This window comes from Burkholderia sp. MSMB0856 (assembly GCF_001524645.2).
Taxonomy (GTDB): Bacteria; Pseudomonadota; Gammaproteobacteria; order Burkholderiales; family Burkholderiaceae; genus Burkholderia; species Burkholderia diffusa.
The window spans coordinates 2,609,545-2,631,618 of sequence record NZ_CP013427.1; the positions used below are offsets into that span (position 1 = coordinate 2,609,545).

A 22,074-nucleotide genomic window follows, 5' to 3' on the forward strand; every position below is an offset into this window, starting at 1 on the left:
GCATCCCGCCGCCTTCCCATGTCCTGGTTTCTGTATCTGATCGAGTGCGCCGACGACAGCGTCTACACGGGCATCACGACCGACGTCGCCGCGCGCTTCGACGAGCACGCGTCCGGCAAGGGCGCGCGCTATACGCGCTCGCGCAAGCCGCGCGCCGTGCTCGCATCGTTCCCGCTGCCCGACCGGTCGATCGCATCGCGCGCCGAATACTGGGTGAAGCGGCTCACGGCCGCGCAGAAACGCGAGCTGGCGGCCGGGATCCGGACGCTCGAATCGGTGTTGCCGGCCGGGATGTCGATCGACGGAAACGTCGACGCCGCAGTGCCGCAGGACGGCACACGCGGAAAGAAGAAGGTGAAGGCGAAGCGCGCCGACATTGCGAACGGGCCGGCCGAAACTGAAGAGGCTCGCGATAAGGCCGCGAAGAGCGGAACTGCCGGAAAAAAGACCGCGTCCGCGAAAACCGCGAAGACCCGACGCGCCGCAACGACACCAACGTCGGCAAAAGCCTCGCCTGTCTCCAGGAAACATACCGGGACCGCCGACGACACGGAAGGGAAAAAGACCGCCTCGCGAGGCACGCCGGCAAAACTGAACAAGCCGGCCACGAACGCATTGCCGAAGCGGAAAGCGTCGGCAGCCGGCGGCAAGCCTGCTGCGAACGGACTCGCCGCCCCTGCTTCCGCCCCGGCGCGCGGCCGTCCGTCGGCAAGGAAGACCACCGCCGAAGTCATAGAGGCCGCCCCGGCGCGCCGCGCAACGGGCGCGAAACGTGCGAAGGCCGCGCCGAGTGCTGGCGCCCAGCCGGCGCCGGCCCGCAAGAAAACCCTCGCACGCGCCACCGCGCGCACAAAACAAAACCGCGCGGCCTCCTGAGGAGACACGCGCGGTTTGCGTTCCGAACGAACCGGCCGCGAGGCCGGCCTGCCGGCTTACTTCTTGTAGTTCGCGGCGCCGTCGGCGATTTCCTTGTGCGCGGCGTCGATGCCGGCCCAACCTTCGACCTTCACCCACTTGCCCTTCTCGAGCGCCTTGTATTGCTCGAAGAAGTGCTTGATCTGGTCCTTCAGGTACTCGGGCACGTCGTCGATCGACTTCAGGTTCGCCGTCATCGGGCAGACCTTGTCGTGCGGCACGGCGACGAGCTTCGCGTCGACGCCCGACTCGTCGGTCATCTGCAGCATGCCGAGCACGCGCGAACGCACGATCGAGCCGGCCAGCAGCGGGAACGGCGTGATCACCAGCACGTCGACCGGATCGCCGTCGCCCGACAGCGTCTGCGGGATGTAGCCGTAGTTCACCGGGTAGCGCATGCCCGTGCCGATGAAGCGGTCGACGACGAGGAGACCCAGCTCCTTGTCCGCCTCGTACTTCACCGGATCGCTTTGCGCGGGGATCTCGATGATCACGTTGAAATCGTGCGGCAGGTCCTTGCCGGCCGGAACATGATTGAAGCTCATAGCGCTCTCTGTTGGTCGATGGGAATTCGGGACAGGGCGCCGCAGCCGATGCACCGCCGCGGGCGTCCCCGCAGGGAATGCGCCATTATAGCCAATCGACCGGTGGCGTCCGGATGACGATCGGCGCGATAATCGTTCCGGATGTCCGGCCATCGAACCGCGGGCGACGTTGCATGGGATCCGCGTAACCGCTGAAGCACCAACAGATTTGCATGGGGCCCGAGCAAGCGCCGAAGCGCCAACCCGGGTCGACAGGAGCAGGCATGGAAGAGGCGAAGCACTTCATCGCGGGCGAATGGACGTTGCCCGCGCAACTGGAGACGATTCCGGTCGTCGACCCATCCGACGGTCAGCCGTTCGCGGCGATCGCGCGCGGCACCGCGCCCGACATCGAGCGCGCGGTCGCCGCGGCCCGCGACGCGTTTGCGGGCCCGTGGGGCGCGGCGAGCGCCGCCGAGCGCGGCCGCGTGCTGATGCGGCTGTCCGCGCGCGTCGCCGACCACATCGAGGAACTCGCCGCGATCGAGGCGCGCGACACCGGCAAGCCGCTGAAGCAGGCGCGTGCCGACGCCGCCGCGCTCGCGCGCTACTTCGAGTTCTACGCGGGCGCCGCCGACAAGCTGCACGGCGAGACCCTCCCCTATCAGGCCGGCTACACGGTGCTCACGGTGCGCGAGCCGCACGGCGTCACCGGCCACATCGTGCCGTGGAACTACCCGATGCAGATCTTCGGGCGCAGCGTCGGCGCGGCGCTCGCGGCCGGCAACGCATGCGTCGTGAAGCCGGCCGAGGATGCGTGCCTGTCCGTGCTGCGCGTGGCCGAGCTGGCTGCCGAAGCCGGGCTGCCGTCCGGTGCGCTGAACGTCGTCACCGGCTACGGCCATGAAGCAGGCGCCGCACTCGCGCGCCATCCCGGCATCGACCACATCTCGTTCACCGGCTCGCCCGCAACCGGCAAGCTGGTCACGCAGATGGCGGCGGAGAATCATGTCCCCGTCACGCTCGAGCTCGGCGGCAAGTCGCCACAAATCGTATTCGCCGACGCCGATCTCGACGCGGCGCTGCCCGTGCTCGTGTCGGCGATCGTGCAGAACGGCGGGCAGACCTGCTCGGCCGGCAGCCGCGTGCTGATCGAGCGCGCGGTGTACGAGCCGCTCGTCGAACGGCTCGCCACCGCCTTCAACGGGCTGCGGGTCGGCCCGAGCCGCGCGGATCTCGACTGCGGCCCGCTGATCAACGCGAAGCAGCAGCAGCGCGTGTGGGATTTCCTGTCCGACGCGCAGCACGACGGCATTCCGATGGCCGCGCACGGCCAGGTCGTCGCCGAGGCGCCCGAAAGCGGCTTCTATCAGGCCCCCGCGCTGCTGCGCGACGTGCCGCCGTCGCACCGCCTCGCGCAAGAAGAAGTGTTCGGCCCGGTGCTTGCCGCAATGCGTTTCGTCGACGAAGACGAAGCGGTTGCGCTCGCGAACGGCACGCCGTACGGCCTCGTCGCCGGCATCTGGACCCGCGACGGCGCACGCCAGCTGCGTCTCGCGCGCCGGCTGCGCGCGGGCCAGGTGTTCATCAACAACTACGGCGCGGGCGGCGGCGTCGAGCTGCCGTTCGGCGGCGTCGGCCACTCGGGGCATGGTCGCGAGAAAGGCTTCGAGGCGCTGTACGGCTTCACCGCGCTGAAGACGATCGCGATCCGGCACGGCTGAACGGGACGAACGCGGCCGGCGATGACCGGCCGCGCACCGAAACACCACGCACGCTTCCAATACAGGAGACACATCATGCGGCTGAGCGGCAAGACGGCCATCGTCACGGGCGGCGGTTCGGGCTTCGGCGAGGGTATCGCCAAGACCTATGCGCGAGAAGGCGCGAACGTCGTCGTCAACGACCTGAACGGCGCGGCGGCCGAGCGCGTCGCGAGCGAGATCGCGCTGGCGGGCGGCAAGGCGATCGCGGTCGCGGGCGACGTGTCGAAGGACACCGACTGGCGCGCACTGCTGCAAGCCGCGCTCGACGATTTCCATTCGGTGCAGATCGTCGTGAACAACGCCGGCACCACGCACCGCAACAAGCCGGTGCTCGACGTGACGGAAGCCGAGTTCGACCGCGTGTATGCCGTCAACATGAAGAGCCTGTTCTGGAGCGTGCAGACCTTCGTGCCATATTTCCGCAACCAGGGCGGCGGCGTGTTCGTGAACGTCGCGTCGACGGCCGGCGTGCGGCCGCGCCCGGGCCTCGTCTGGTACAACAGCACGAAGGGCGCGATGATCACCGCGAGCAAGTCGCTCGCGGCCGAGCTCGGCGCCGACCGGATCCGCGTGAACTGCATCAACCCGGTGCTCGGCGAGACGGGCCTGATGACCGAGTTCATGGGCTGCGAGGACACACCGGAGAATCGCCGCCGGTTCCTGGCGACGATTCCGCTCGGCCGCTTTTCGACGCCGCAGGACATTGCGAACGCGGCGCTGTACCTTGCATCCGACGAAGCCGAGTTCATCACCGGCGTCTGCCTCGAAGTCGACGGCGGGCGCTGCATCTAGCCGCACCGCCGTAATTGCCCGCACCGGCATCGCCCGCCGGCGCCGTATCCAAGCATCATCATTGCTTCGCACGACACCGGATCGGGCGCCGACGCGCCAGGTCCGGACAACGACAAGAATTGGAGACAACATGGCAACATCGACGCAGTCGCTGCCGGGCTCGTCCGGCGCATTCGAGGAAGCAACCTACCGCAAGGTGTCCTGGCGGCTCACGCCGCTCCTGCTGCTGTGCTACGTGGTCGCGTATCTCGACCGCGTGAACGTCGGCTTCGCGAAGCTGCAGATGGCGAGCGACCTGAATCTCAGCGACACGGTCTACGGGTTAGGCGCCGGGATTTTCTTCTTCGGCTACTTCCTGTTCGAAGTGCCGAGCAACATCATCCTGCACAAGGTCGGCGCGCGCGTCTGGATCGCGCGCATCATGGCGACGTGGGGCGTGATCTCGATCCTGACGATGTTCGTCACGACGCCCGCGATGTTCTACGTGATGCGCTTCCTGCTCGGCGTCGCCGAAGCCGGCTTCTTCCCCGGCGTGATCCTGTACCTCACCTACTGGTATCCCGCGCATCGGCGCGGCCGGATGACGACGTTCTTCATGACGGCAGTCGCGTTGTCCGGCGTGATCGGCGGGCCGATCTCCGGCTTCATCCTGAAGGCGTTCAACGGCGTGAGCGGCTGGCACGGCTGGCAATGGCTGTTCCTGCTCGAAGGGATCCCGTCGGTGCTGGCCGGCGTGCTCGTGTTCTTCGCGCTCGACGACCGGATCGCGAAGGCCAAATGGCTCACCGACGACGAAAAGGCGCTGCTCGCGCGCAACGTCGACGCGGAAGAAGCAACGAAGGAAGACCTGCCGCTCGGCGCGGTGATGGCGAGCCCGCGCGTGTGGCTGATGGCGCTCATCTACTTCTCGTTCGTGATGGGGCTGTACGGCGTCGGCTTCTGGTTGCCGACGATCATCAAGGCGACCGGCGTGACCGACACGTTCATGATCGGCCTGCTGTCGGCGGTTCCGTATGCGGCGGCGGTGGTCGCGATGATCCTGATCGCGCGCAGCGCGGACAAGCGCCGCGAACGACGCTGGCACCTCGCGATTCCGGCCGCGTTCGGCGCGCTCGGGCTCGTGCTGTCGGTGATCTGGGCGCACCAGACGGCGCTCGCGATGCTCGGCCTCACGCTCGCGACGATGGGCATCCTGACGACGCTGCCGCTGTTCTGGAGCCTGCCGACCGCGTTCCTCGGCGGTGCGGCCGCTGCAGCGGGCATCGCGATGATCAATTCGATCGGCAACCTCGCGGGCTTCCTGAGCCCGTACATGATGGGCTGGCTCAAGCAGGCGACGGGCGCCAACGATGCAGGCATGTACATGCTCGCCGGGTTCCTCGTGCTCGGCGGACTGCTTGCGCTGTCGGTGCCGAAGCGGCTTGTCGACAGGTGATGCCGCACGTGACGACGTGCCTGCCGCAGTGAAATGCATGAAAAAGCCCCGAAGGCCGATTGGCGTTCGGGGCTTTTTTACGCGCGACGGGCAAGCGCCGCCGCGTCAGACCACGGTGATCGCGAGCGCGCTTTCGCGGTAATGCTTGGCCGCCTTGTCGGTTTCGCCGAGATGCTCGAACAGGCGGGCGAGCGCACGGTGCGCACGCACCTTCAGCGCCTCGTTGTCGGCCTGCTTCAGCGCGGCTTCGAGGAACGACTGCGCCTTGCCCCACAGCTGCTGCTGCTGGCAGAGACGGCCGAGCGCGAACAGCAGGTCGGCATCCTCCGGATGATCCTTCTTCCACCCTTCGGCCTTCTGGATCAGCGGCAACGCGTCGCCGCCGGCCGTGTCCGGATAGCGGCGCAGGAGGCGCGCATCCCAGTTGTGCGCGAGCGCTTCCTCGACGATGCGGCGCGCTTCGGTGCGGCGCTCGAGCGTCACCAGCAGGTCGGCCGCGAGATCGGCCAGGCGCGGCGACTGGCGCTCGAGCGGCGACAGCGACTGCCACACCTCGAGGAGCGCGTCCGGGTCGTGCCGGCGTTCGCGCAGCAGATTCTCCGCCGCCTGCTGGCGCAGTCGCACGGCGGCGGCCGGATGCAGCGCCTCGCGCTTCTCGAGCGCCTTCGCGAGCTTCAGCACCTCGGCCCAGTTCTTCAGCTGCTGCTGTGCGCGCAGCGCGACCTGCTGCGCATGGATGCGCTTGCCGCCCGCCTGCAGGTCGGCCAGCGCGGCGAGCGCACCGTCGGCATCGCGCGCATCCGCGCGCATGTCGGCCGCGGCAAGCAGCCGTGCGTCCTGCCATTCGGGCGCGTCGACCTTCGACAGCCAGTCGTCGCGGCGCGTGTATTCGTGCATCCGGTGCGCGGCGGTCGCCGCGACGAGACTCGCGGCGCCCTGGTTCGCATCGACCGCGAGCGCGTCGCGCGCGGCCTTCTCGGCGCGCGAGAAGCGGCCTGCGTACAGGTTCGCGATCGCATCGCGCAGCGACGCCTGTGCCTTCTCGTTGCGCGAACGCGCACGATACGCGGCGACCCGCTGCGGCATGCGCCAGATGTTGCGCACGATGCGCAGCAGCGCGTACACGACGATGAACAACACGACGATGGAGATCACGAACAGGTTCAGCGACACGTCGACCCGGTACGGCGGATAGACGAGCAGCACCTGCCCCGCGTCGAAATGGCCGACGGTGGCGAGTGCCGCGGCGATCGCGAACAGGATCGCGAGCCAGACGATTCCTCGAAGCGTCATCGTTACCCCCGGCTCTTGAACTGCTGAACGGCGTTCAGGCTCGTGTTCAGGTTCGGCACCGCGACCGTCAGCGATGCGCCGTCGACCTGCTTGAGCAGATCCTCGACGGTTTGCGTGTCCCTCGATGCCTGGTCGAAATACTTGCCGAGCGACGCCTGCGCCGCATGCAGGTCGGCCTTCATCGCGCCGTCATTGCGCGCGAGCAGCGACAGCCGCGCGGTGAGCAGGCGCAGCTTCACGTTCTCGCGCACGAAGTAGCCCTGGTCCGGCGATGCGAGCATCGCGTCGGCGTTGTCGATCCGGCGCACCTGCACGAGGCCCTTCAACTGCTGACCGAGCCCGGCAGAGAAGTCATGCCACCACACCTTCCAGCGCGGCTCGCCGGCCACGGCCGCGGCCGACGAAGCAGCGTCGGCCGGCACGGCCTTCGGTGCCGCATGCGGGACGATCGCCTCGCCGGACAGCGGCAGCGCGTCGATCTTCGCGATCGCGTCGTCGAGCTTGATCGCGAGGCCCGTGAGGTCGGCCGACGGCGCTGCCTTCAGCTTCTCGATGTCCTGCGCAAGCGCCTTGCGCACCGTCACGGCCTGCGCGCTCTGCGACGTCGCGAGGCGCGCATCGGCATTCTGCAGCGCGATCAGCGCGAGTTGCGTGTTCCCCGTCAGCTGCAGTTGCTGGCTCGCGCTCGACAGCATCTGATCGACCTCCTCGAGCATCCAGGCGTCGCGGTTGCGCGACAGGTCCTGGTATTGCTGCTGCAGCGCCTGCTGCGCGCTCTGCGCATCGGCGAGCTTGCCGTCGAGCTGCGCAAGCTGCGTGTCGACCTGATGCGTGCTCGCGAGCGCCTGCTCGGTCTTCGTGCGGGTTTCGGCCGTCTGCGCATCGAGCGCCTTCTGGCGCGCGACGAACGACTCGTCGAGCCGATCGACCTTGCGGTTCAGCGCGTAGCCGCCCACACCCGCCGCGCAGCCGAGCACGACGACGACGAACCACAGCGCCGCGCTGCCGCCGCGGCGCGCATGCGGTTCGGACGCGAGATAAGGAGGAGTGGACGGCGGTGCGGATGCAGCGGCCGGCTGGGAAGCGACGCCTTTGGAATCGTTGGTATCTGTCATGCGTTTAGTCACCGGTGCGGCTGTCGCCGGTTGGACGGCCTCGTCGGCCATCGTTCGAAACGCGCGGACGATGCGCTCATCGCCCGCGCCGGTCAGCGTAATCCTATCAAAACCCAGTGCGCGCGCGGTCTGCTCGATGCGCGGATGCGGCGTCACGAGCGGCGCATGCTTCAGCGCCTCGATCTCGGCGTCGTTCAGATGCGCGCGAGAGAGTTCGTGCAGGTTGCGCACGCCCTCCGAGCTCGTGACGAGCCACGCGTGCGGCGCGCCGGCGAGCAGCACATGCACGCGCTCCCACGCGCCGATGCGCGGCTCGGGCACGACGCGCCGGTACGCGGCGACCAGCGTGACCTCCGCCCCGGCTTCGCGCAGCCGCTCGGCGAGCCATTCGCGGCCGCCGTCGCCGCGCACGATCAGCACGTGCCGGCCGGCGAGCGCGTGCGCGCCGCCGAACGCGGCCTCGATGCTCGCGAACAGGCTTTCCGAATCGTAATGCGGGACGCCGCCATCGGCGGGTGCCTGCGGCGCAATCACGCGATGCGCGGGCGCCGCGATGCCGTGGCGCTCGAGCGCCGCGACGCTGCCGGGGCCGACGACGCCGACCGGCAGCGCATTCGGCCAGATCGCGCCGTACTGCGCGAGCGCGCGGTCGATCGCGTTCGGCGACACGAAGATCACGAGCGCGTAACGCTCAAGCGCCGCGAACGCGGCGTCGAGCGGCGCCGGATCGTCGACCGGCGCGATGTCGATCAGCGGGAATTCGAGCACGTCGCAACCGGCCTCGGCCAATTGGGCCGCAAGCCCGGCCGACTGACCGTCCGGGCGTGTCAGGACGGCGGTGAACGCGCGCGCGCCGCCCGCCATCAGGCGTCGCCCTTGCCGGCCTGCGAGCCGGCGAGCAGTGCGTTGACGATGTCGCGTGCGCCCTGCGCCTCGAGCTCGTCGGACACCGCGCGGCCGAGCGCGAGCGCATCGGCGACGGTCATGACGGCACCGCACTCCTCCGCGGTCAGCACGCGCTGTCCGTCGGTCGTCGACACGCGGCCCGTCAGGTAAAGCTCGCCCGCGCGCCACACCGCGTGGGCGGCGAGCGGCACCTCGCAGCTGCCGCCGAGCGCGCGCGACACCATTCGCTCGGCCTCGACCGCGAGCGCGGTCCGCGGGTCGTGCAGCGGCGCGAGCCATCCGGCGACGTCCGTGCGATGCGCGGCGATTTCGATGCCGAGCGCGCCCTGGCCGGCGGCCGGCGGGCTGTCCTCGACGCCGATCAGCGCGCGGATTCGCGCTTCGAGGCCAAGGCGCTTCAGGCCCGCGGCGGCGAGAATGATCGCCGCATAGTCGCCGCGATCGAGCTTCGACAGGCGCGTGTCGAGGTTGCCGCGCAGCGGCAGCACGTTCAGGTGCGGATAACGCGCGCGCAGCATCGCCTCGCGGCGCAGGCTCGACGTGCCGACGACCGCGCCGGCCGGCAGCGCGTCGAGCGACGCGTAGTCGTTCGACACGAACGCGTCGCGCGGATCCTCGCGCTCCATGATCGCGGCGAGCGTGAAGCCGTCGGGCAGCGCCATCGGCACGTCCTTCAGCGAATGCACGGCCAGGTCGGCACGGCCGTCGGCGAGCGCATTCTCCAGTTCCTTCACGAACAGGCCCTTGCCGCCGACCTTCGACAGCGTGCGGTCGAGAATCTGATCGCCACGGGTCGTCATCCCGAGGATTTTCACGTCACAAGCTGGATATAATTTGCGCAGCGCATCACGCACATGTTCGGCTTGCCACATCGCCAGGCGACTCTCGCGCGAAGCAATCGTCAGCGTCACGGGGGCTTGTGCCGACCGCGGCCCGGCCGAAGAGATCTCGGAATTCATTGCAGGAACAATCGAAGGACGGGATTGAAGATCGAACAATGGTAGCACGCACGCCCCGGCCCGCCCGGGCCCGGCGCCTGCGCCCGCCGCGCTTCGGCGCCGGCGGCGACACCGATGCGCGGATGTGCCGCACGTAGCTGGTTGCTTGACCGCAGTTCCCGTAGTTTCCGCAGTCCCCGCAGTCCCTTTTGACTCGAGCTTTCCCAAGGAAACCCATCGTGAAGTCTTCCGGATCGGCGCGTACGACGCGCCGCAATGCTGCCTTGCCCTCCTCCGACGCCCAGACGGGCTCCATCGCCACCGCCGCGAACGGCCGTGCGAAAACGGCAACGAAACCGAAAGACCCGATACGTCAGACAAAACGCGCGATCAAGACCGCCGCCCCGGCTAACGGCAAGGCCGGCGCGGCGAAGCCCGGCGCCCGCACGCGCGAGGACAAGGACGGCCCGCTGTTCGAGGACATTCGCTACCTCGGCCGCCTGCTCGGCGACGTGGTGCGCGAACAGGAAGGCGACACCGTGTTCGACGTCGTCGAGACCATTCGCCAGACGGCGGTGAAGTTTCGCCGCGAGGACGACAGCGAGGCCGCGCAAACGCTGGAGAAGAAGCTGCGCAAGCTGACGCCGGAGCAGACGGTGAGCGTCGTGCGCGCGTTCAGCTATTTCTCGCATCTGGCGAACATCGCCGAAGACCGCCATCACAACCGCCGCCGCCGCATCCACGCGCTGGCCGGCTCGGCGGCACAGCCGGGCACCGTCGCGTACGCGCTCGAGCAGCTGAAGACGACCGGCAACGCGTCGAAGCGCCTGCTCCAGCGCTTCTTCGACGATGCACTGATCGTCCCGGTGCTGACCGCGCACCCGACCGAAGTGCAGCGCAAGAGCATCCTCGACGCGCAGCACGACATCGCGCGCCTGCTCGCCGAGCGCGACCAGCCGCTGACGGCGCGCGAACGCTCGTACAACGAATCGATGCTGCGCGCGCGCGTGACCGCGCTGTGGCAAACCCGCATGCTGCGCGACGCGCGCCTGACGGTCGGCGACGAGATCGAGAACGCGCTGTCGTACTACCGCGCGACGTTCCTTGACGAGCTGCCCGCGCTGTACGGCGACATCGAGGCCGCGCTCGCCGAGCACGGCCTGTCCGCGCGCGTGCCCGCGTTCTTCCAGATGGGCAGCTGGATCGGCGGCGACCGCGACGGCAATCCGAACGTGACCGCCCCGACGCTCGAAGAAGCGATCAACCGCCAGGCCGCGGTGATTCTCGAACACTACCTGGAACAGGTGCACAAGCTCGGCGCCGAGCTGTCGGTGTCGAATCTGCTGGTCGGCGCGAACGATGCGGTGAAAGCGCTCGCGGCCGCGTCGCCGGACCAGTCGCCGCACCGTGTCGACGAACCGTATCGCCGTGCGCTGATCGGCATCTACACGCGGCTCGCCGCAAGCGCGCGCGTACGACTCGGCGAAGGCACGGTGCCCGTGCGCAGCGCCGGCCGCGGCGCGCCGCCGGTGCGTGCGGTGCCGTATGCCGATTCCGAGGCGTTCGTCGCCGACCTGAAGGTGCTGACCGCCTCGCTCGACGAACATCACGGCACGTCGCTCGCCGCGCCGCGCCTCGCACCGCTCGTGCGCGCGGCCGAGGTGTTCGGCTTCCATCTCGCGAGCATCGACCTGCGCCAGAGCTCCGACATCCATGAAGCCGTGGTTGCCGAGCTGTTCGCGCGAGCCGGCGTACACGCAGACTACGCGTCGCTCTCCGAGGACGACAAGCTGATCGCGCTGCTTGCCGCGCTTGCCGATCCGCGTCCGCTGCGCTCGCCGTACATCGAATACTCGGCGCTCGCGCAGAGCGAGCTGGGCGTGTTCGAGAAGGCACGCGAGGTGCGTGCGCAGTTCGGCCCGCGCGCGGTACGCAACTACATCATTTCGCACACCGAGACGGTCAGCGACCTCGTCGAAGTCCTGCTGCTGCAGAAGGAAACCGGGCTGCTCGAAGGCGCATTCGGCGCCGCTCACGACAGCGCGCGCAACGGCCTGATGGTGATTCCGCTGTTCGAGACGATCCCCGACCTGCGCGACGCCGCGCGCATCATGCGCGAATACTTCGCACTGCCGGGCATCGACGCGCTGATCGCGCACCAGGGCGCCGAGCAGGAAGTGATGCTCGGCTACTCGGACAGCAACAAGGACGGCGGCTTCCTGACGTCGAACTGGGAGCTGTATCGCGCGGAGCTCGCGCTCGTCGACCTGTTCCGCGAACGCAAGATCACGCTGCGGCTGTTCCACGGCCGCGGCGGCACGGTCGGCCGCGGAGGCGGCCCGACTTACCAGGCGATCCTGTCGCAGCCGCCGGGCACCGTGAACGGCCAGATCCGCCTGACCGAACAGGGCGAGGTGATCGCGAGCAAGTTCGCGAACCCCGAAATCGGCCGGCGCAATCTCGAGACGGTGGTCGCCGCGACGCTTGAGGCGTCGCTGCTGCCGCAATCGAACGCGCCCGCCCAGCTGCCCGCGTTCGAAGCCGTGATGCAGACGCTGTCCGACGCCGCGATGGCGTCGTATCGCGCGCTCGTCTACGAAACGCCCGGCTTCACCGACTACTTCTTCTCGTCGACGCCGATCACCGAGATCGCCGAGCTGAACATCGGCAGTCGCCCGGCCTCGCGCAAGCTGCAGGATCCGAAGCACCGCAGGATCGAAGACTTGCGCGCGATTCCGTGGGGCTTCTCGTGGGGCCAGTGCCGGCTGCTGCTGACGGGCTGGTACGGCTTCGGCAGCGCGGTGAGCGCGTATCTCGACGGCGCGCAGGACGCGGCCGAACGCACGAAGCGCGTCGCGCTGCTGAAGAAGATGAACAAGACCTGGCCGTTCTTCGCGAATCTGCTGTCGAACATGGACATGGTGCTCGCGAAGACCGATCTCGCGGTCGCGTCGCGCTATGCGCAACTGGTCGCCGACCGCAAGCTGCGCAAGCACGTGTTCGAGCGGATCGTCGCGGAATGGGAGCGCACGTCGCAGGCGCTCGCGGAAATCACCGGGCACGCAGGCCGCCTCGCGACCAACCCGCTGCTCGCGCGCTCGATCAAGAACCGCTTCCCGTATCTCGATCCGCTGAACCACCTGCAGGTCGAGCTGATCAAGCGTCACCGCGCGGGCGACACGAACGCTCGGCTGCGCCGCGGGATTCACCTGACCATCAACGGGATCGCGGCCGGCCTGCGCAATACGGGCTGATCCGTGCGCGGCGCGGGCCTGCCCGGCACCGCGCCGGCATCGCGAAGCGAAAGCCGCAAAACGAAAGCCGCGATACGCAACCACGCGTATCGCGGCTTTTTTTCATGGAGCGGCACGACGGCGCCGGCCGCCGTGTCGCCTCATACGCTCATTGCGCGTCGATCAGCAGCGCGTCGTGCTCGAACGAGCCGTCCGTCCGCACCGCGTAGTAGCCGCGCACCTCGTCGGGCGCATGCGCCCACAGCGCGCGGATGCCCGCGACGCTGTCGGCCGGCGTGCGGATCCGCTCGACCCATGTATCGAAATCGATCGGCAAGCGCCAGCGGCTCTGCACGTGCGCGTCGAACCCGGCGTCGCGGAACATCGCGAGCCATTCGTCGGCACGGTAGTCGCGCACGTGCGACGCGTCGCGCAGCACTTCGGCGGCCTGCAGATAGGTGTCGAGCAGCGGATGGTCGTTGCCTGCGATGTCGATCATCAGCACGCGGCCGCCCGGCTTCAGCACGCGACGCACCTCGGCGAGCGCCGCGCGCACGTCGTGCCAGTGGTGCGCGCTCATCCGGCTGACCACCCAGTCGAATGTGCCGGCTTCGAACGGCAGCCGTTCGGCCGGCCCTTGCTGCGTGCGGATGTTCGCGAGCCCGCGCTCGCGCGCGGCGGCGTCGACGGTCGCGAGCATCGGCGCCGCGAGATCGTATGCGACCACCTCGCGCACGTGCGGCGCGACCGCGAAGCTCGCGTGGCCCGCACCGCAACCGAGATCGAGCACCGCGGCGTCGGGCGTCGCGCGCACGGCGTCGGCCAGCGCCTGCAGATCGGCGCCCGTCGCGTGGACCGTGCTCGTCAGGTAGGCGGCGGCCGTCGTGCCGAATGCGTCGGCGACCTGGTCGTGGTGTTTCATGGTTCGCTCCTTCTTTGGGTGGGGCGCTCGCTGCCTGTCAGCGCGCGAATCGCTACAATAGGGCCGCGCTTGTACCAGTACAAGTTAAGCAGTTATTCTGGTATTTGTTACACCTGCCTGATCCTTGTCGCGCCTTCGGCGCCCCTTTTCAGCCGTTTCCGCATGAACCTGCCGTCCTCCGCCCCCACCCCGCCCCTCGACGCCACGCCCGCCCGCGCACTCGGCGAATTCATCCGCGCGCACCGCGAACGGCTGTCGCCGCAGGCCGTCGGCCTGCCGCCCGGCCCGCGCCGCCGCACGCCGGGGCTGCGGCGCGAGGAAGTCGCGCAGCTGTGCGGCGTCAGCCCCACCTGGTACACGTGGATCGAGCAGGGCCGCCCGGTGTCGGCGTCGGCCGATGCGCTCGCGCGGATCGCCGTCGCACTGCAGTTGTCGAAGGCCGAACGCGCTTACCTGTTCGAACTGGCAGCGCAGCGCGATCCGGCCGAGCCCGACGTCGCGGCCGGCGACCTGCCGCCGACGCTCGCGGCAACCGTCGCCGCGATCGCCACGCCCGCCTACGTGCTCGACCGGCAATGGAACGCGCTCGCATGGAACGCACCGGCCGCCGCGCTGTTCACGGGCTGGCTCGACGGCGAACACGACCGCAACCTGCTGCGCTTCACGTTCATGGCGCCGGCCGCGCGCACGCTGATCGTCGACTGGGAAACCCGCGCGCGGCGACTCGCGGCCGAATTCCGCGCCGACTCGATCCGCCACCTCGCTGATGCGCCGACCCGCGCGCTGATCGACGCATTGATGGCCGGCAGCGATGCCTTCGCGCAGTATTGGGCGTCGCAGGACGTGTTCGAGCGCGAAGGCGGCCTGCGCGAATTCGACCATCCGGCCGACGGCCGCCTCGTGTACCAGCAGATCACGCTGAAGCCCGCGCATCGCGAAGACCTGAAGCTGGTCGTGCTCGTGCGCGATTGACGCGGCTCAGAAGCTGATCGTCGCGGTAATGGTGTCGCTGTAGTTGCCGGGCGCCGGTGTCGCCTGCGCGGGTACGCGGCCGTATATCGTGATCGCCTGCGCGAACCCGCTCCCGGTTCCGGTCGCCATCGTCGTGCCGCCGGTGCCGTCGCCCCACGGTTGCGTGAAGGCGCTGTCCTGGTAGAGCTGATAGCTGACCGAGCCGCCGCCCGTGCGTCGCATCGTGCGTGCAGTGACACTGCCGCTGGCGCCGCCGTTCAACGCAATCTGGAATGCATCGCCGTTCGTGCATCGCGCACTGATCGAGCCGCTCGCGGTCAGCGCCGACGCCAGCACGCCCGACGCCGGAAACGCAACGCCGGTCGCGCTGATGATGCAGTTGTTGATGACGGTGGCGGTGGCGGTGAAACTCATCGTGCCCGCCGTCGCCTGCGATGCGCACGGCGTCGGCAGCACGCCGAGCAGCGAAAAGCTGTAGCTGTAGGCGGCCTGGTTGCCGCTGAAGCTCTGCGTATAGACCGTGCTGGCATTGTTCACGGTCGGCACGGTGGGCTGGTTCGCCGCGATGCGGCCGTAGATGGTCACGTTCGTACTCGCGGACGTGCCGAGCCCCGGTTTCGTCAACGAGACGGATATCGGCGTCGTGCCGGCGCTGACCGCGCCCCAAGGCTGCGAATAGCCCGAGTCCTGATACAGGTCGTACTGCATCTGGTTCGCCCCGTTGGTCAGGTAACGCGGGCTCGTGCCGGCGAGGTTCACGCAAACGAGCACACCTGTGTTGAGGCTCAGTGTGTCCCACGTGCAACTCACGGTCATCGTGCTGTTCGTCGTATAGGCCTGCTGCGTGATCGGACTGACCGAGCCGAAGCTCGGCACCGGCGGCGTCACCGAACACGAGTCCGCGCGGGCCGACATCCACGGCAAGCCGAGCAGCACGACCAGCAACAGGCACGATAGCGCGCGCAACCAGCGGCGCGCCGTGTGGAGTCCGTGATCTGACATGCATTCCCCCGAAAATGCCCGTCCGTTCGACCCGGCTTCCGGCCCGGGCAGCGCCCTCATGGTATCCGTCCGCGCACCAATCATTCGCACTGTTACTTGATCCATGTCAAAACCGCCGATGGCCATCGATCTCGAACCCCTGACAATGCGCTCCGAGTCGGCGTTTTCTCCATTGCGCGCGAGCGAATCCGTGGAGTAGTCTTCCACCAACGACAGAGCGGTTACGGCGACCGGCAACAGACCACGCGGCGGGCACTCCGCGGCCGGGCGACCCCATTGAACGGCAGGAGATAACCATAATGAACGCTTCCCGACGTCGTATTCTTTCAGCCTCGCTCGCGGCCATCTTCGCATTCGCGCCCGCGCTGCAGCCCGTCACCGTTGCCGCAGTCTATTCGAACGGCACGGCCACCGCCCAGTTCAACGTCACGCTCACGATCCAGGCAAACTGCGCGATCGCCGCGAATCCGCTTGCATTCGGCTCGTCCGGCGTGCTCACGGCGGCGATCAACCAGCAGACCACGGTCTCCGTCACCTGCTCGAACTCGACGCCGTACAACATCGGACTCGATGCCGGCTCGGTAAGCGGCTCGACGGTCTCCAGCCGGCTGATGGCCGGGACGACGAGCGGCAATACCAGCACGACGGTCGGCTACCAGCTCTACCAGGACTCGGGCCACACGACGGTCTGGGGCAACACGCAAGGCACCGACACGGTCGGCGGCACCGGCACCGGCTCCGCGCAGGTGCTGAACGTGTACGGCCAGGTGCCGACGCAAGCGACGCCGAAGCCGGATACCTACCAGGCCGCCGTCACCGCCACCGTGTACTTCTGACGCGCCGTGGCATCGATCCCGCGCGCCCTGGCCGCGCTGTGCGTCGCATCGGCGTCCGCGGCCACGTGCGCCGCCACACTGCAGATCACGCCCGTGACGATCGAGCTGCCGCCGTCGGCGGCCGCGGCGAGCATGACGCTCAGCAATCCGGGCGGGCAGCCGATCTACGGCCAGGTCCGCGCCTATCGCTGGACGCAGGAAAACGGCGATGACGTGATGACGCCAACCGATGCGCTCGCCGCCTCGCCGCCGCTGCTGCAGATCGGCGCGAACGCCGAGCAGTTGATCCGGCTCGTACGCACGGGACGCAGCGCGCCGGCCGCCGAGGAAAGCTATCGCGTGCTGATCGACGAACTGCCCGCGCCCGGCACGCCGGCCGAGAACGGCATCACGATCCGGCTGCGCTATTCCGTGCCCATCTTCGTCGAGCCCGCCGGCACACCGCAAACGCCACGCCTCGACTGGCGCGTCGAGCGCGACGGATCCGGCACGCGGCTCGCGGTCGACAATCGCGGCGGACGCCGTGCGCAGATTGCCGCGGTCCGTCTCGTCGACGCGCGCGGCACCGTGCACGACGTCACGCGCGGCCTGCTCGGCTATGCGCTCGCGGGCAGCACGCGACGCTGGCCACTCAAGCTGGACGCGGGCGCGGCCGGGTTCGTCAGGATCCAGGCGACCGTCAACGCGCAGCCGGTCGAAGCCCGGCTGGCACCGCCCTGATCCACGCCGGAGGATCGCACGACGTTGCCCGTTCCGACAACGAGCACGGCCCTCCGGGCTGCCTACCCCGCCCGATACGCCCGGCCCGCCGCCGCGGTGCTGGCACTCGCGGCGGCGCTGGCACTGCACGCATACGCCGTCCGCGCGCAGCCGGCGCCGGTGCCGGTGCAGGCGGCAGCCGCACCGGCGCCTGCGCCCGACACGCTGTTTCTCGACGTGTCGATCAACGGTGAACCGACGCACCGCATCGCGCGCTTTCAGCGAATCGACGGCCGGCTGTACGCCGCGTCCGCCGACCTGAACGACCTGGGCATCGCGACCGGCGACCGGGCGACCGGGCCGTCGAACACGCTCGTCGCACTCGATACGCTCGCGGGGCTGCGCTACGACTACGATGCGGGTCGGCAGACGCTCGACCTGCGCGTGTCCGATGCGCTGCGCATCCCGCACACGTTCGATACGCGCGCACTCGCGGCCGCGCCGCCCGCCACCTCCGGCCGCGGCTTCGTGCTGAACTACGACGCCTACGCGCAGACCGTCGCCCACGCCCCGCTCGCGGTCTGGAGCGAGGCGCGCTATTTCGATCCGGCCGGCGTGTTCAGCAGCACCGGGATCGCGTACCTGTACGACGATCGCCGGCGCTACGTGCGCTACGACACGTCGTGGAGCCACTCGAATCCCGGCACGCTCACGACGACCCAGATCGGCGACACGATTTCGTCGTCGTTGTCATGGACCCGCTCGCTGCGCCTCGGCGGCGTGCAGTGGCGCAGCAACTTCGGCCTGCGCCCCGACCTCGTCACGTTTCCGGTGCCGGCGCTGTCCGGCAGCGCGGTCGTGCCGACTTCCGTCGACCTGTACGTGAACAACGTGCGCCAGTTCAGCGGCGACGTGCCGAGCGGGCCGTTCGTGATCAACAGCGTGCCCGGAATCACCGGCGCGGGCAACGCGACGGTCGTCACGCGCGACGCGCTCGGCCGCTCGATCGCGACGACCATTCCGCTGTACGTCGACACGCGCCTGCTCGCGCCCGGCCTCGCCAGCTATTCCGCGGAAGCCGGGTTCCTGCGCCGCGCGTATGGCAATGATTCGTTCGACTATGCGCGAACGCCGGCGGCGAGCGGTTCGCTGCGCTACGGCATCAGCGAGCGGCTGACCGTCGAGGCGCATGCGGAAGCGACGGCCGGCGTCTATAACGCGGGCGCCGGCGCGCTCGCGCGCCTCGGCGAGCGTGGCGTGGCGAACGCATCGCTGGCGCTCAGCGCGCCGGGCCGCGCGGGCGTGCAGGCCGGCGTCGGCTACCAGTACGTGACGCCGCGCTTCTCGATCGACGCGCAGACGTTGCGCGCCTTCGGCGACTACGGCGATCTCGGCAGCCGCGAAGGCGTGCCGGTCTCGCGCGCCACCGACCGCGTCACGGTCTCGTTCCCGTTCCTGCGCGCGCAGACGCTGTCGTTCAGCTATCTCGGCCTCAAGTATCCGGGCATCGCCCCGTCGCGGATCGGCTCGATCGCGTACCTCGTCAATCTCGGCGGGCTGAGCTCGATCACGTTCAGCGGCTTCCAGGATTTCCGGCAGCGCGACGCACGCGGCTTCTTCGTGAGCCTGAGCATCGGGCTCGGCGGCAACACCTCCGTCTCGGCGAACGCCGGCCGGCAGAACGGCGACTCGACCTACACGCTGAACGCGACGAAGCCGCCCGATTACGGCGGCGGCGTCGGCTGGAACGTGCAGGCGGGCGCCAACGCGGGTATCCGCTACGCGCAGGGGCAGTTGCAGTATCTCGGCCGCGCCGGCCAGGTCACGCTGCTCGCGCAATCGTTCGACGGACGCGGCAACGCGTCGGTCGACGTCACGGGTGCGTTCGTGCTGATGGACGGCCGGCTGATGACCGCGCGCCGCGTCGACGACGGTTTCGCGCTCGTCTCGACCGACACCGGGCGCGTCCCCGTGCTCCACCAGAACCGGCTGATCGGCGAGACGGACCGGGCCGGCTACCTGCTCGTGCCCGACCTGAATGCGTACCAGAGCAATCGCGTCGCGATCGACGGCACCGCGCTGCCCGCCGACGCGCGGATCGCCGACACGACGCTCGACGTCGTGCCGCAGGCGCGCTCCGGCGTGCTCGCGCACTTCGCGGTGACGCGCTACAGCGCCGCGTCGATCGCGCTGCGCGCGCCGGACGGCACCCCGCTGCCGCCCGGGCTCGAGGTTCGCCACGTCGAAAGCGGTCAGCGCACGATCGTCGGCTACGACGGCCTGACCTTCGTCGACGGCCTCGGCGCGAACAATCATCTCGAAATCTCGGGCGGCGGCCGCGACTGCGCCGTCGAATTCGCGTACCGGCGCCCGGACGACGGCACGCTGCCGCGCATCGGGCCGCTGACCTGCGGCCCCCGGTAATCCGCGCCCGTTCGCGGCCGACGCGCACGCCGGCCGCCAGCCCCGCGAATGCTAGAATTGCGGGATTCCCTCGGCGGCGCACGCCGCCCAACTCCCCTTCGAAGAATCGCCATGACGTCCCAACTGCACAAAAAGGGCGAGGCCTGGTCGGCCCGCTTCTCGGAACCGATGTCGGAGCTGGTCAAGCGCTACACGTCGTCGGTGTTTTTCGACAAGCGCCTCGCGCTCGTCGATATCGCCGGCTCGCTCGCGCACGCGAGCATGCTCGCGGCGCAGAAGATCATCAGCGCCGACGACCTCGCCGCCATCGAACGCGGGATGACGCAAATCAAGGGCGAGATCGAGCGCGGCGAATTCGAATGGCAGCTGGATCTCGAGGACGTCCACCTGAACATCGAGGCGCGCCTGACCGCGCTGATCGGCGACGCCGGCAAGCGCCTGCACACGGGCCGCTCGCGCAATGACCAGGTCGCGACCGACATCCGTCTGTGGCTGCGCGGCGAGATCGACCGCATCGGCGGCCTCCTGAACGACCTGCGCGGCGCGCTGATCGACCTCGCTGAACAAAACGCGGACACGATCATGCCGGGCTTCACGCACCTGCAGGTCGCGCAGCCGGTGACGTTCGGCCACCACCTGCTCGCGTACGTCGAGATGTTCACGCGCGACGCCGAGCGCATGCGCGACTGCCGCACCCGCGTGAACCGCCTGCCGCTCGGCGCGGCCGCGCTCGCCGGCACCAGCTATCCGATCGACCGTCACGCGGTGGCGAAGACGCTCGGCTTCGACGGCATCTGCGCGAACTCGCTCGACGCGGTGTCGGATCGCGACTTCGCGATCGAATTCACGGCGGCATCCGCGCTCGTGATGACGCACGTGTCGCGTTTCTCCGAAGAACTCGTGCTGTGGATGAGCCCGCGCGTCGGCTTCATCGACATCGCCGACCGCTTCTGCACCGGCAGCTCGATCATGCCGCAGAAGAAGAACCCGGACGTGCCCGAGCTCGCGCGCGGCAAGACGGGCCGCGTGAACGGCCACCTGATGGCCCTCCTCACGCTGATGAAGGGCCAGCCGCTCGCGTACAACAAGGACAATCAGGAAGACAAGGAACCGCTGTTCGACACGGTCGACACCGTCGCCGACACGCTGCGGATCTTCGCCGAAATGGTCGCCGGCATCACGGTGAAGCCGGACGCGATGCGCGCGGCCGCGCTGCAGGGCTTCTCGACCGCGACCGACCTCGCCGACTATCTCGTGAAGCGCGGGCTGCCGTTCCGCGATGCGCACGAAGCCGTCGCGCACGCGGTGCGGATCTGCGACGATCGCGGGATCGACCTCGCCGACCTGACGCTCGACGAAATGAAGCAGGAACTGCCGAACGTCGCGCACCTGATCGGCGACGACGTGTTCGGCTACCTGACGCTCGAAGGTTCGGTCGCAAGCCGCAACCACCCGGGCGGCACCGCGCCCGATCAAGTGCGTGCGGCGGTCAAGGCCGCTCGCGCCGCGCTCGGCAAGTAAGCCAGCCGGCACGGACCGGCGCCTTCGGCGTCGGTCTTTCGCTCGGGCGGCCGCCGCGCCGCCCGACGCCCTTCCCGCTTCCCGGATACCGCCGATGACCTTCTCCGCCGCGCTCTTCGACATGGACGGCCTGCTCGTCGATTCCGAGCGGACCATCATGAACACGTGGATCGACGTGTCGACCGCACATGGCGTCGTGCTGACCGAGATCGACTACCTGCAGATCGTCGGCCGCTCGTTCGCCGAGGGCCAGGTCATTCTCGCGCGGCTGATCGGCGACACCGACACGTTCGACGCCGTGCGCACCCTCGTGCGCGAACGGCTCGCCGCGCCCGAACCTCATCCGAAATTTCCGCTGAAGTCCGGCGCACTGGCGCTGCTCGAGACGCTCGCGCAGGCCGGCATTCCGTGCGCGGTCGCATCGTCGTCCGCGCGCGACGTGATCCGTGCGCGGCTCGATGCGGTCGGCGTGCTGCCGTTCTTCCGCGCGATCGCGGGCGGCGACGAAGTCGCGCGCGGCAAGCCCGACCCCGCCGTGTACCGGCTCGCGGCCGAACGCCTCGGCGTGCCGGCGCACGCGTGCGTCGCGTTCGAGGACAGCGACTTCGGCGCGCAATCGGCTGCCGGCGCGGGCGCATCGGTCGTCACCGTGCCCGACCTGAAGGCGCCGACGCCCGAAATCGTCGCGCTGAGCCTGCACGTGCTCGCGTCGCTCGACGATGCGGTCGCGCTCGTGCCATCGTGGTTCGGCCGTCTGGACACGCAGCAGCCCGCGTAGGCG

The 22,074-nt window shown here is 69.1% G+C and carries 17 protein-coding genes; 11 read left to right on the forward strand and 6 right to left on the reverse strand.

Annotation, left to right across the window (positions count from 1 at the left end):
* The first annotated feature begins 18 nt into the window (after nt 1–18).
* Nucleotides 19–876, forward strand: a complete 858-nt coding sequence (locus WS87_RS13455; RefSeq protein ID WP_059820270.1) for a GIY-YIG nuclease family protein — start codon at nt 19–21, stop codon at nt 874–876.
* 56 nt (nt 877–932) lie between these two features.
* Here the strand turns inward: WS87_RS13455 and ppa are convergent, their stop codons facing one another.
* Entirely contained in the window at nt 933–1,460 is a 528-nt protein-coding gene (ppa, locus tag WS87_RS13460; RefSeq protein ID WP_011885693.1) for an inorganic diphosphatase, read from the reverse strand.
* A 263-nt stretch (nt 1,461–1,723) separates the two neighbouring features.
* On the opposite strand from ppa, the gene WS87_RS13465 reads away from it, so the two are divergent.
* The 3 genes from WS87_RS13465 to WS87_RS13475 all read left to right on the forward strand — a co-directional run bounded on the left by WS87_RS13465 (nt 1,724) and on the right by WS87_RS13475 (nt 5,432).
* Entirely contained in the window at nt 1,724–3,163 is a 1,440-nt protein-coding gene (locus WS87_RS13465; RefSeq protein ID WP_059820269.1) for an aldehyde dehydrogenase family protein, read from the forward strand.
* A 75-nt stretch (nt 3,164–3,238) separates the two neighbouring features.
* Nucleotides 3,239–3,997 carry an SDR family oxidoreductase gene (locus WS87_RS13470; RefSeq protein ID WP_059820268.1) on the forward strand — a complete coding sequence of 253 codons (759 nt, stop codon included), beginning with the start codon at nt 3,239–3,241 and terminating at the stop codon, nt 3,995–3,997.
* A gap of 130 nt (nt 3,998–4,127) precedes the next feature.
* Nucleotides 4,128–5,432, forward strand: a complete 1,305-nt coding sequence (locus tag WS87_RS13475; protein WP_059820267.1) for an MFS transporter — start codon at nt 4,128–4,130, stop codon at nt 5,430–5,432.
* A 105-nt stretch (nt 5,433–5,537) separates the two neighbouring features.
* On the opposite strand, the gene WS87_RS13480 is transcribed toward WS87_RS13475, so the two are convergent.
* From WS87_RS13480 to hemC, 3 genes are read right to left on the reverse strand one after another with little or no spacing between them, the layout of a single operon-like run.
* Nucleotides 5,538–6,725, reverse strand: a complete 1,188-nt coding sequence (locus tag WS87_RS13480) for a heme biosynthesis protein HemY (RefSeq protein ID WP_059527516.1) — start codon at nt 6,723–6,725, stop codon at nt 5,538–5,540.
* 2 nt (nt 6,726–6,727) lie between these two features.
* Complete coding sequence (hemDX, locus tag WS87_RS13485; RefSeq protein ID WP_059820266.1) at nt 6,728–8,704, reverse strand: fused uroporphyrinogen-III synthase HemD/membrane protein HemX; 1,977 nt, start codon at nt 8,702–8,704, stop codon at nt 6,728–6,730.
* Nucleotides 8,704–9,705: a hydroxymethylbilane synthase gene (gene hemC / locus WS87_RS13490; protein ID WP_059820265.1), complete on the reverse strand. Its 1,002-nt coding sequence runs from the start codon at nt 9,703–9,705 to the stop codon at nt 8,704–8,706. The genes hemDX and hemC overlap by 1 nt, the downstream gene beginning before the upstream one ends.
* Nucleotides 9,706–9,923: 218 nt before the next feature.
* On the opposite strand from hemC, the gene ppc reads away from it, so the two are divergent.
* On the forward strand, nt 9,924–12,938 hold the full coding sequence (ppc, locus tag WS87_RS13495; protein WP_059701929.1) for a phosphoenolpyruvate carboxylase: 3,015 nt from the start codon (nt 9,924–9,926) through the stop codon (nt 12,936–12,938).
* Between the two features lie 148 nt (nt 12,939–13,086).
* Here ppc and WS87_RS13500 read toward each other — a convergent pair whose 3' ends face one another.
* Nucleotides 13,087–13,839, reverse strand: coding sequence for a class I SAM-dependent methyltransferase (locus tag WS87_RS13500; RefSeq protein ID WP_059527529.1), 753 nt, complete (start codon nt 13,837–13,839; stop codon nt 13,087–13,089).
* A gap of 162 nt (nt 13,840–14,001) precedes the next feature.
* Here WS87_RS13500 and WS87_RS13505 point away from each other — a divergent pair, with 162 nt between their 5' ends.
* Nucleotides 14,002–14,811 (forward strand): helix-turn-helix transcriptional regulator, encoded by an 810-nt coding sequence (locus WS87_RS13505; protein WP_059468225.1) that lies wholly within the window; start codon nt 14,002–14,004, stop codon nt 14,809–14,811.
* Between the two features lie 6 nt (nt 14,812–14,817).
* Here the strand turns inward: WS87_RS13505 and WS87_RS13510 are convergent, their stop codons facing one another.
* Nucleotides 14,818–15,813, reverse strand: coding sequence for a Csu type fimbrial protein (locus WS87_RS13510; RefSeq protein ID WP_059820264.1), 996 nt, complete (start codon nt 15,811–15,813; stop codon nt 14,818–14,820).
* A gap of 299 nt (nt 15,814–16,112) precedes the next feature.
* Here WS87_RS13510 and WS87_RS13515 point away from each other — a divergent pair, with 299 nt between their 5' ends.
* The 5 genes from WS87_RS13515 (at nt 16,113) to WS87_RS13535 (ending at nt 22,071) form a co-directional block, all read left to right on the forward strand.
* A complete protein-coding gene (locus WS87_RS13515; RefSeq protein ID WP_059820263.1) occupies nt 16,113–16,649 on the forward strand; it encodes a Csu type fimbrial protein in 537 nt (178 codons plus the stop codon).
* Between the two features lie 6 nt (nt 16,650–16,655).
* Nucleotides 16,656–17,369, forward strand: coding sequence for a fimbrial biogenesis chaperone (locus tag WS87_RS13520; RefSeq protein WP_059820262.1), 714 nt, complete (start codon nt 16,656–16,658; stop codon nt 17,367–17,369).
* 24 nt (nt 17,370–17,393) lie between these two features.
* Nucleotides 17,394–19,772, forward strand: a complete 2,379-nt coding sequence (locus WS87_RS13525) for a fimbria/pilus outer membrane usher protein (RefSeq protein WP_082750730.1) — start codon at nt 17,394–17,396, stop codon at nt 19,770–19,772.
* Between the two features lie 111 nt (nt 19,773–19,883).
* Entirely contained in the window at nt 19,884–21,293 is a 1,410-nt protein-coding gene (argH, locus tag WS87_RS13530; protein WP_059701917.1) for an argininosuccinate lyase, read from the forward strand.
* A 94-nt stretch (nt 21,294–21,387) separates the two neighbouring features.
* Entirely contained in the window at nt 21,388–22,071 is a 684-nt protein-coding gene (locus tag WS87_RS13535; RefSeq protein ID WP_059692251.1) for an HAD family hydrolase, read from the forward strand.
* Nucleotides 22,072–22,074 lie beyond the last annotated feature (3 nt).

What these genes read in the sequence shown, in the direction of transcription:
- WS87_RS13455 (WP_059820270.1), top strand. Translation starts at nt 19, where the DNA reads ATGTCCTGGTTTCTGTATCTGATCGAGTGCGCCGACGACAGCGTCTAC.
- ppa (WP_011885693.1), bottom strand. Translation starts at nt 1,460, where the DNA reads ATGAGCTTCAATCATGTTCCGGCCGGCAAGGACCTGCCGCACGATTTC.
- WS87_RS13465 (WP_059820269.1), top strand. Translation starts at nt 1,724, where the DNA reads ATGGAAGAGGCGAAGCACTTCATCGCGGGCGAATGGACGTTGCCCGCG.
- WS87_RS13470 (WP_059820268.1), top strand. Translation starts at nt 3,239, where the DNA reads ATGCGGCTGAGCGGCAAGACGGCCATCGTCACGGGCGGCGGTTCGGGC.
- WS87_RS13475 (WP_059820267.1), top strand. Translation starts at nt 4,128, where the DNA reads ATGGCAACATCGACGCAGTCGCTGCCGGGCTCGTCCGGCGCATTCGAG.
- WS87_RS13480 (WP_059527516.1), bottom strand. Translation starts at nt 6,725, where the DNA reads ATGACGCTTCGAGGAATCGTCTGGCTCGCGATCCTGTTCGCGATCGCC.
- hemDX (WP_059820266.1), bottom strand. Translation starts at nt 8,704, where the DNA reads ATGGCGGGCGGCGCGCGCGCGTTCACCGCCGTCCTGACACGCCCGGAC.
- hemC (WP_059820265.1), bottom strand. Translation starts at nt 9,705, where the DNA reads ATGAATTCCGAGATCTCTTCGGCCGGGCCGCGGTCGGCACAAGCCCCC.
- WS87_RS13500 (WP_059527529.1), bottom strand. Translation starts at nt 13,839, where the DNA reads ATGAAACACCACGACCAGGTCGCCGACGCATTCGGCACGACGGCCGCC.
- WS87_RS13505 (WP_059468225.1), top strand. Translation starts at nt 14,002, where the DNA reads ATGAACCTGCCGTCCTCCGCCCCCACCCCGCCCCTCGACGCCACGCCC.
- WS87_RS13510 (WP_059820264.1), bottom strand. Translation starts at nt 15,813, where the DNA reads ATGTCAGATCACGGACTCCACACGGCGCGCCGCTGGTTGCGCGCGCTA.
- WS87_RS13515 (WP_059820263.1), top strand. Translation starts at nt 16,113, where the DNA reads ATGAACGCTTCCCGACGTCGTATTCTTTCAGCCTCGCTCGCGGCCATC.
- argH (WP_059701917.1), top strand. Translation starts at nt 19,884, where the DNA reads ATGACGTCCCAACTGCACAAAAAGGGCGAGGCCTGGTCGGCCCGCTTC.
- WS87_RS13535 (WP_059692251.1), top strand. Translation starts at nt 21,388, where the DNA reads ATGACCTTCTCCGCCGCGCTCTTCGACATGGACGGCCTGCTCGTCGAT.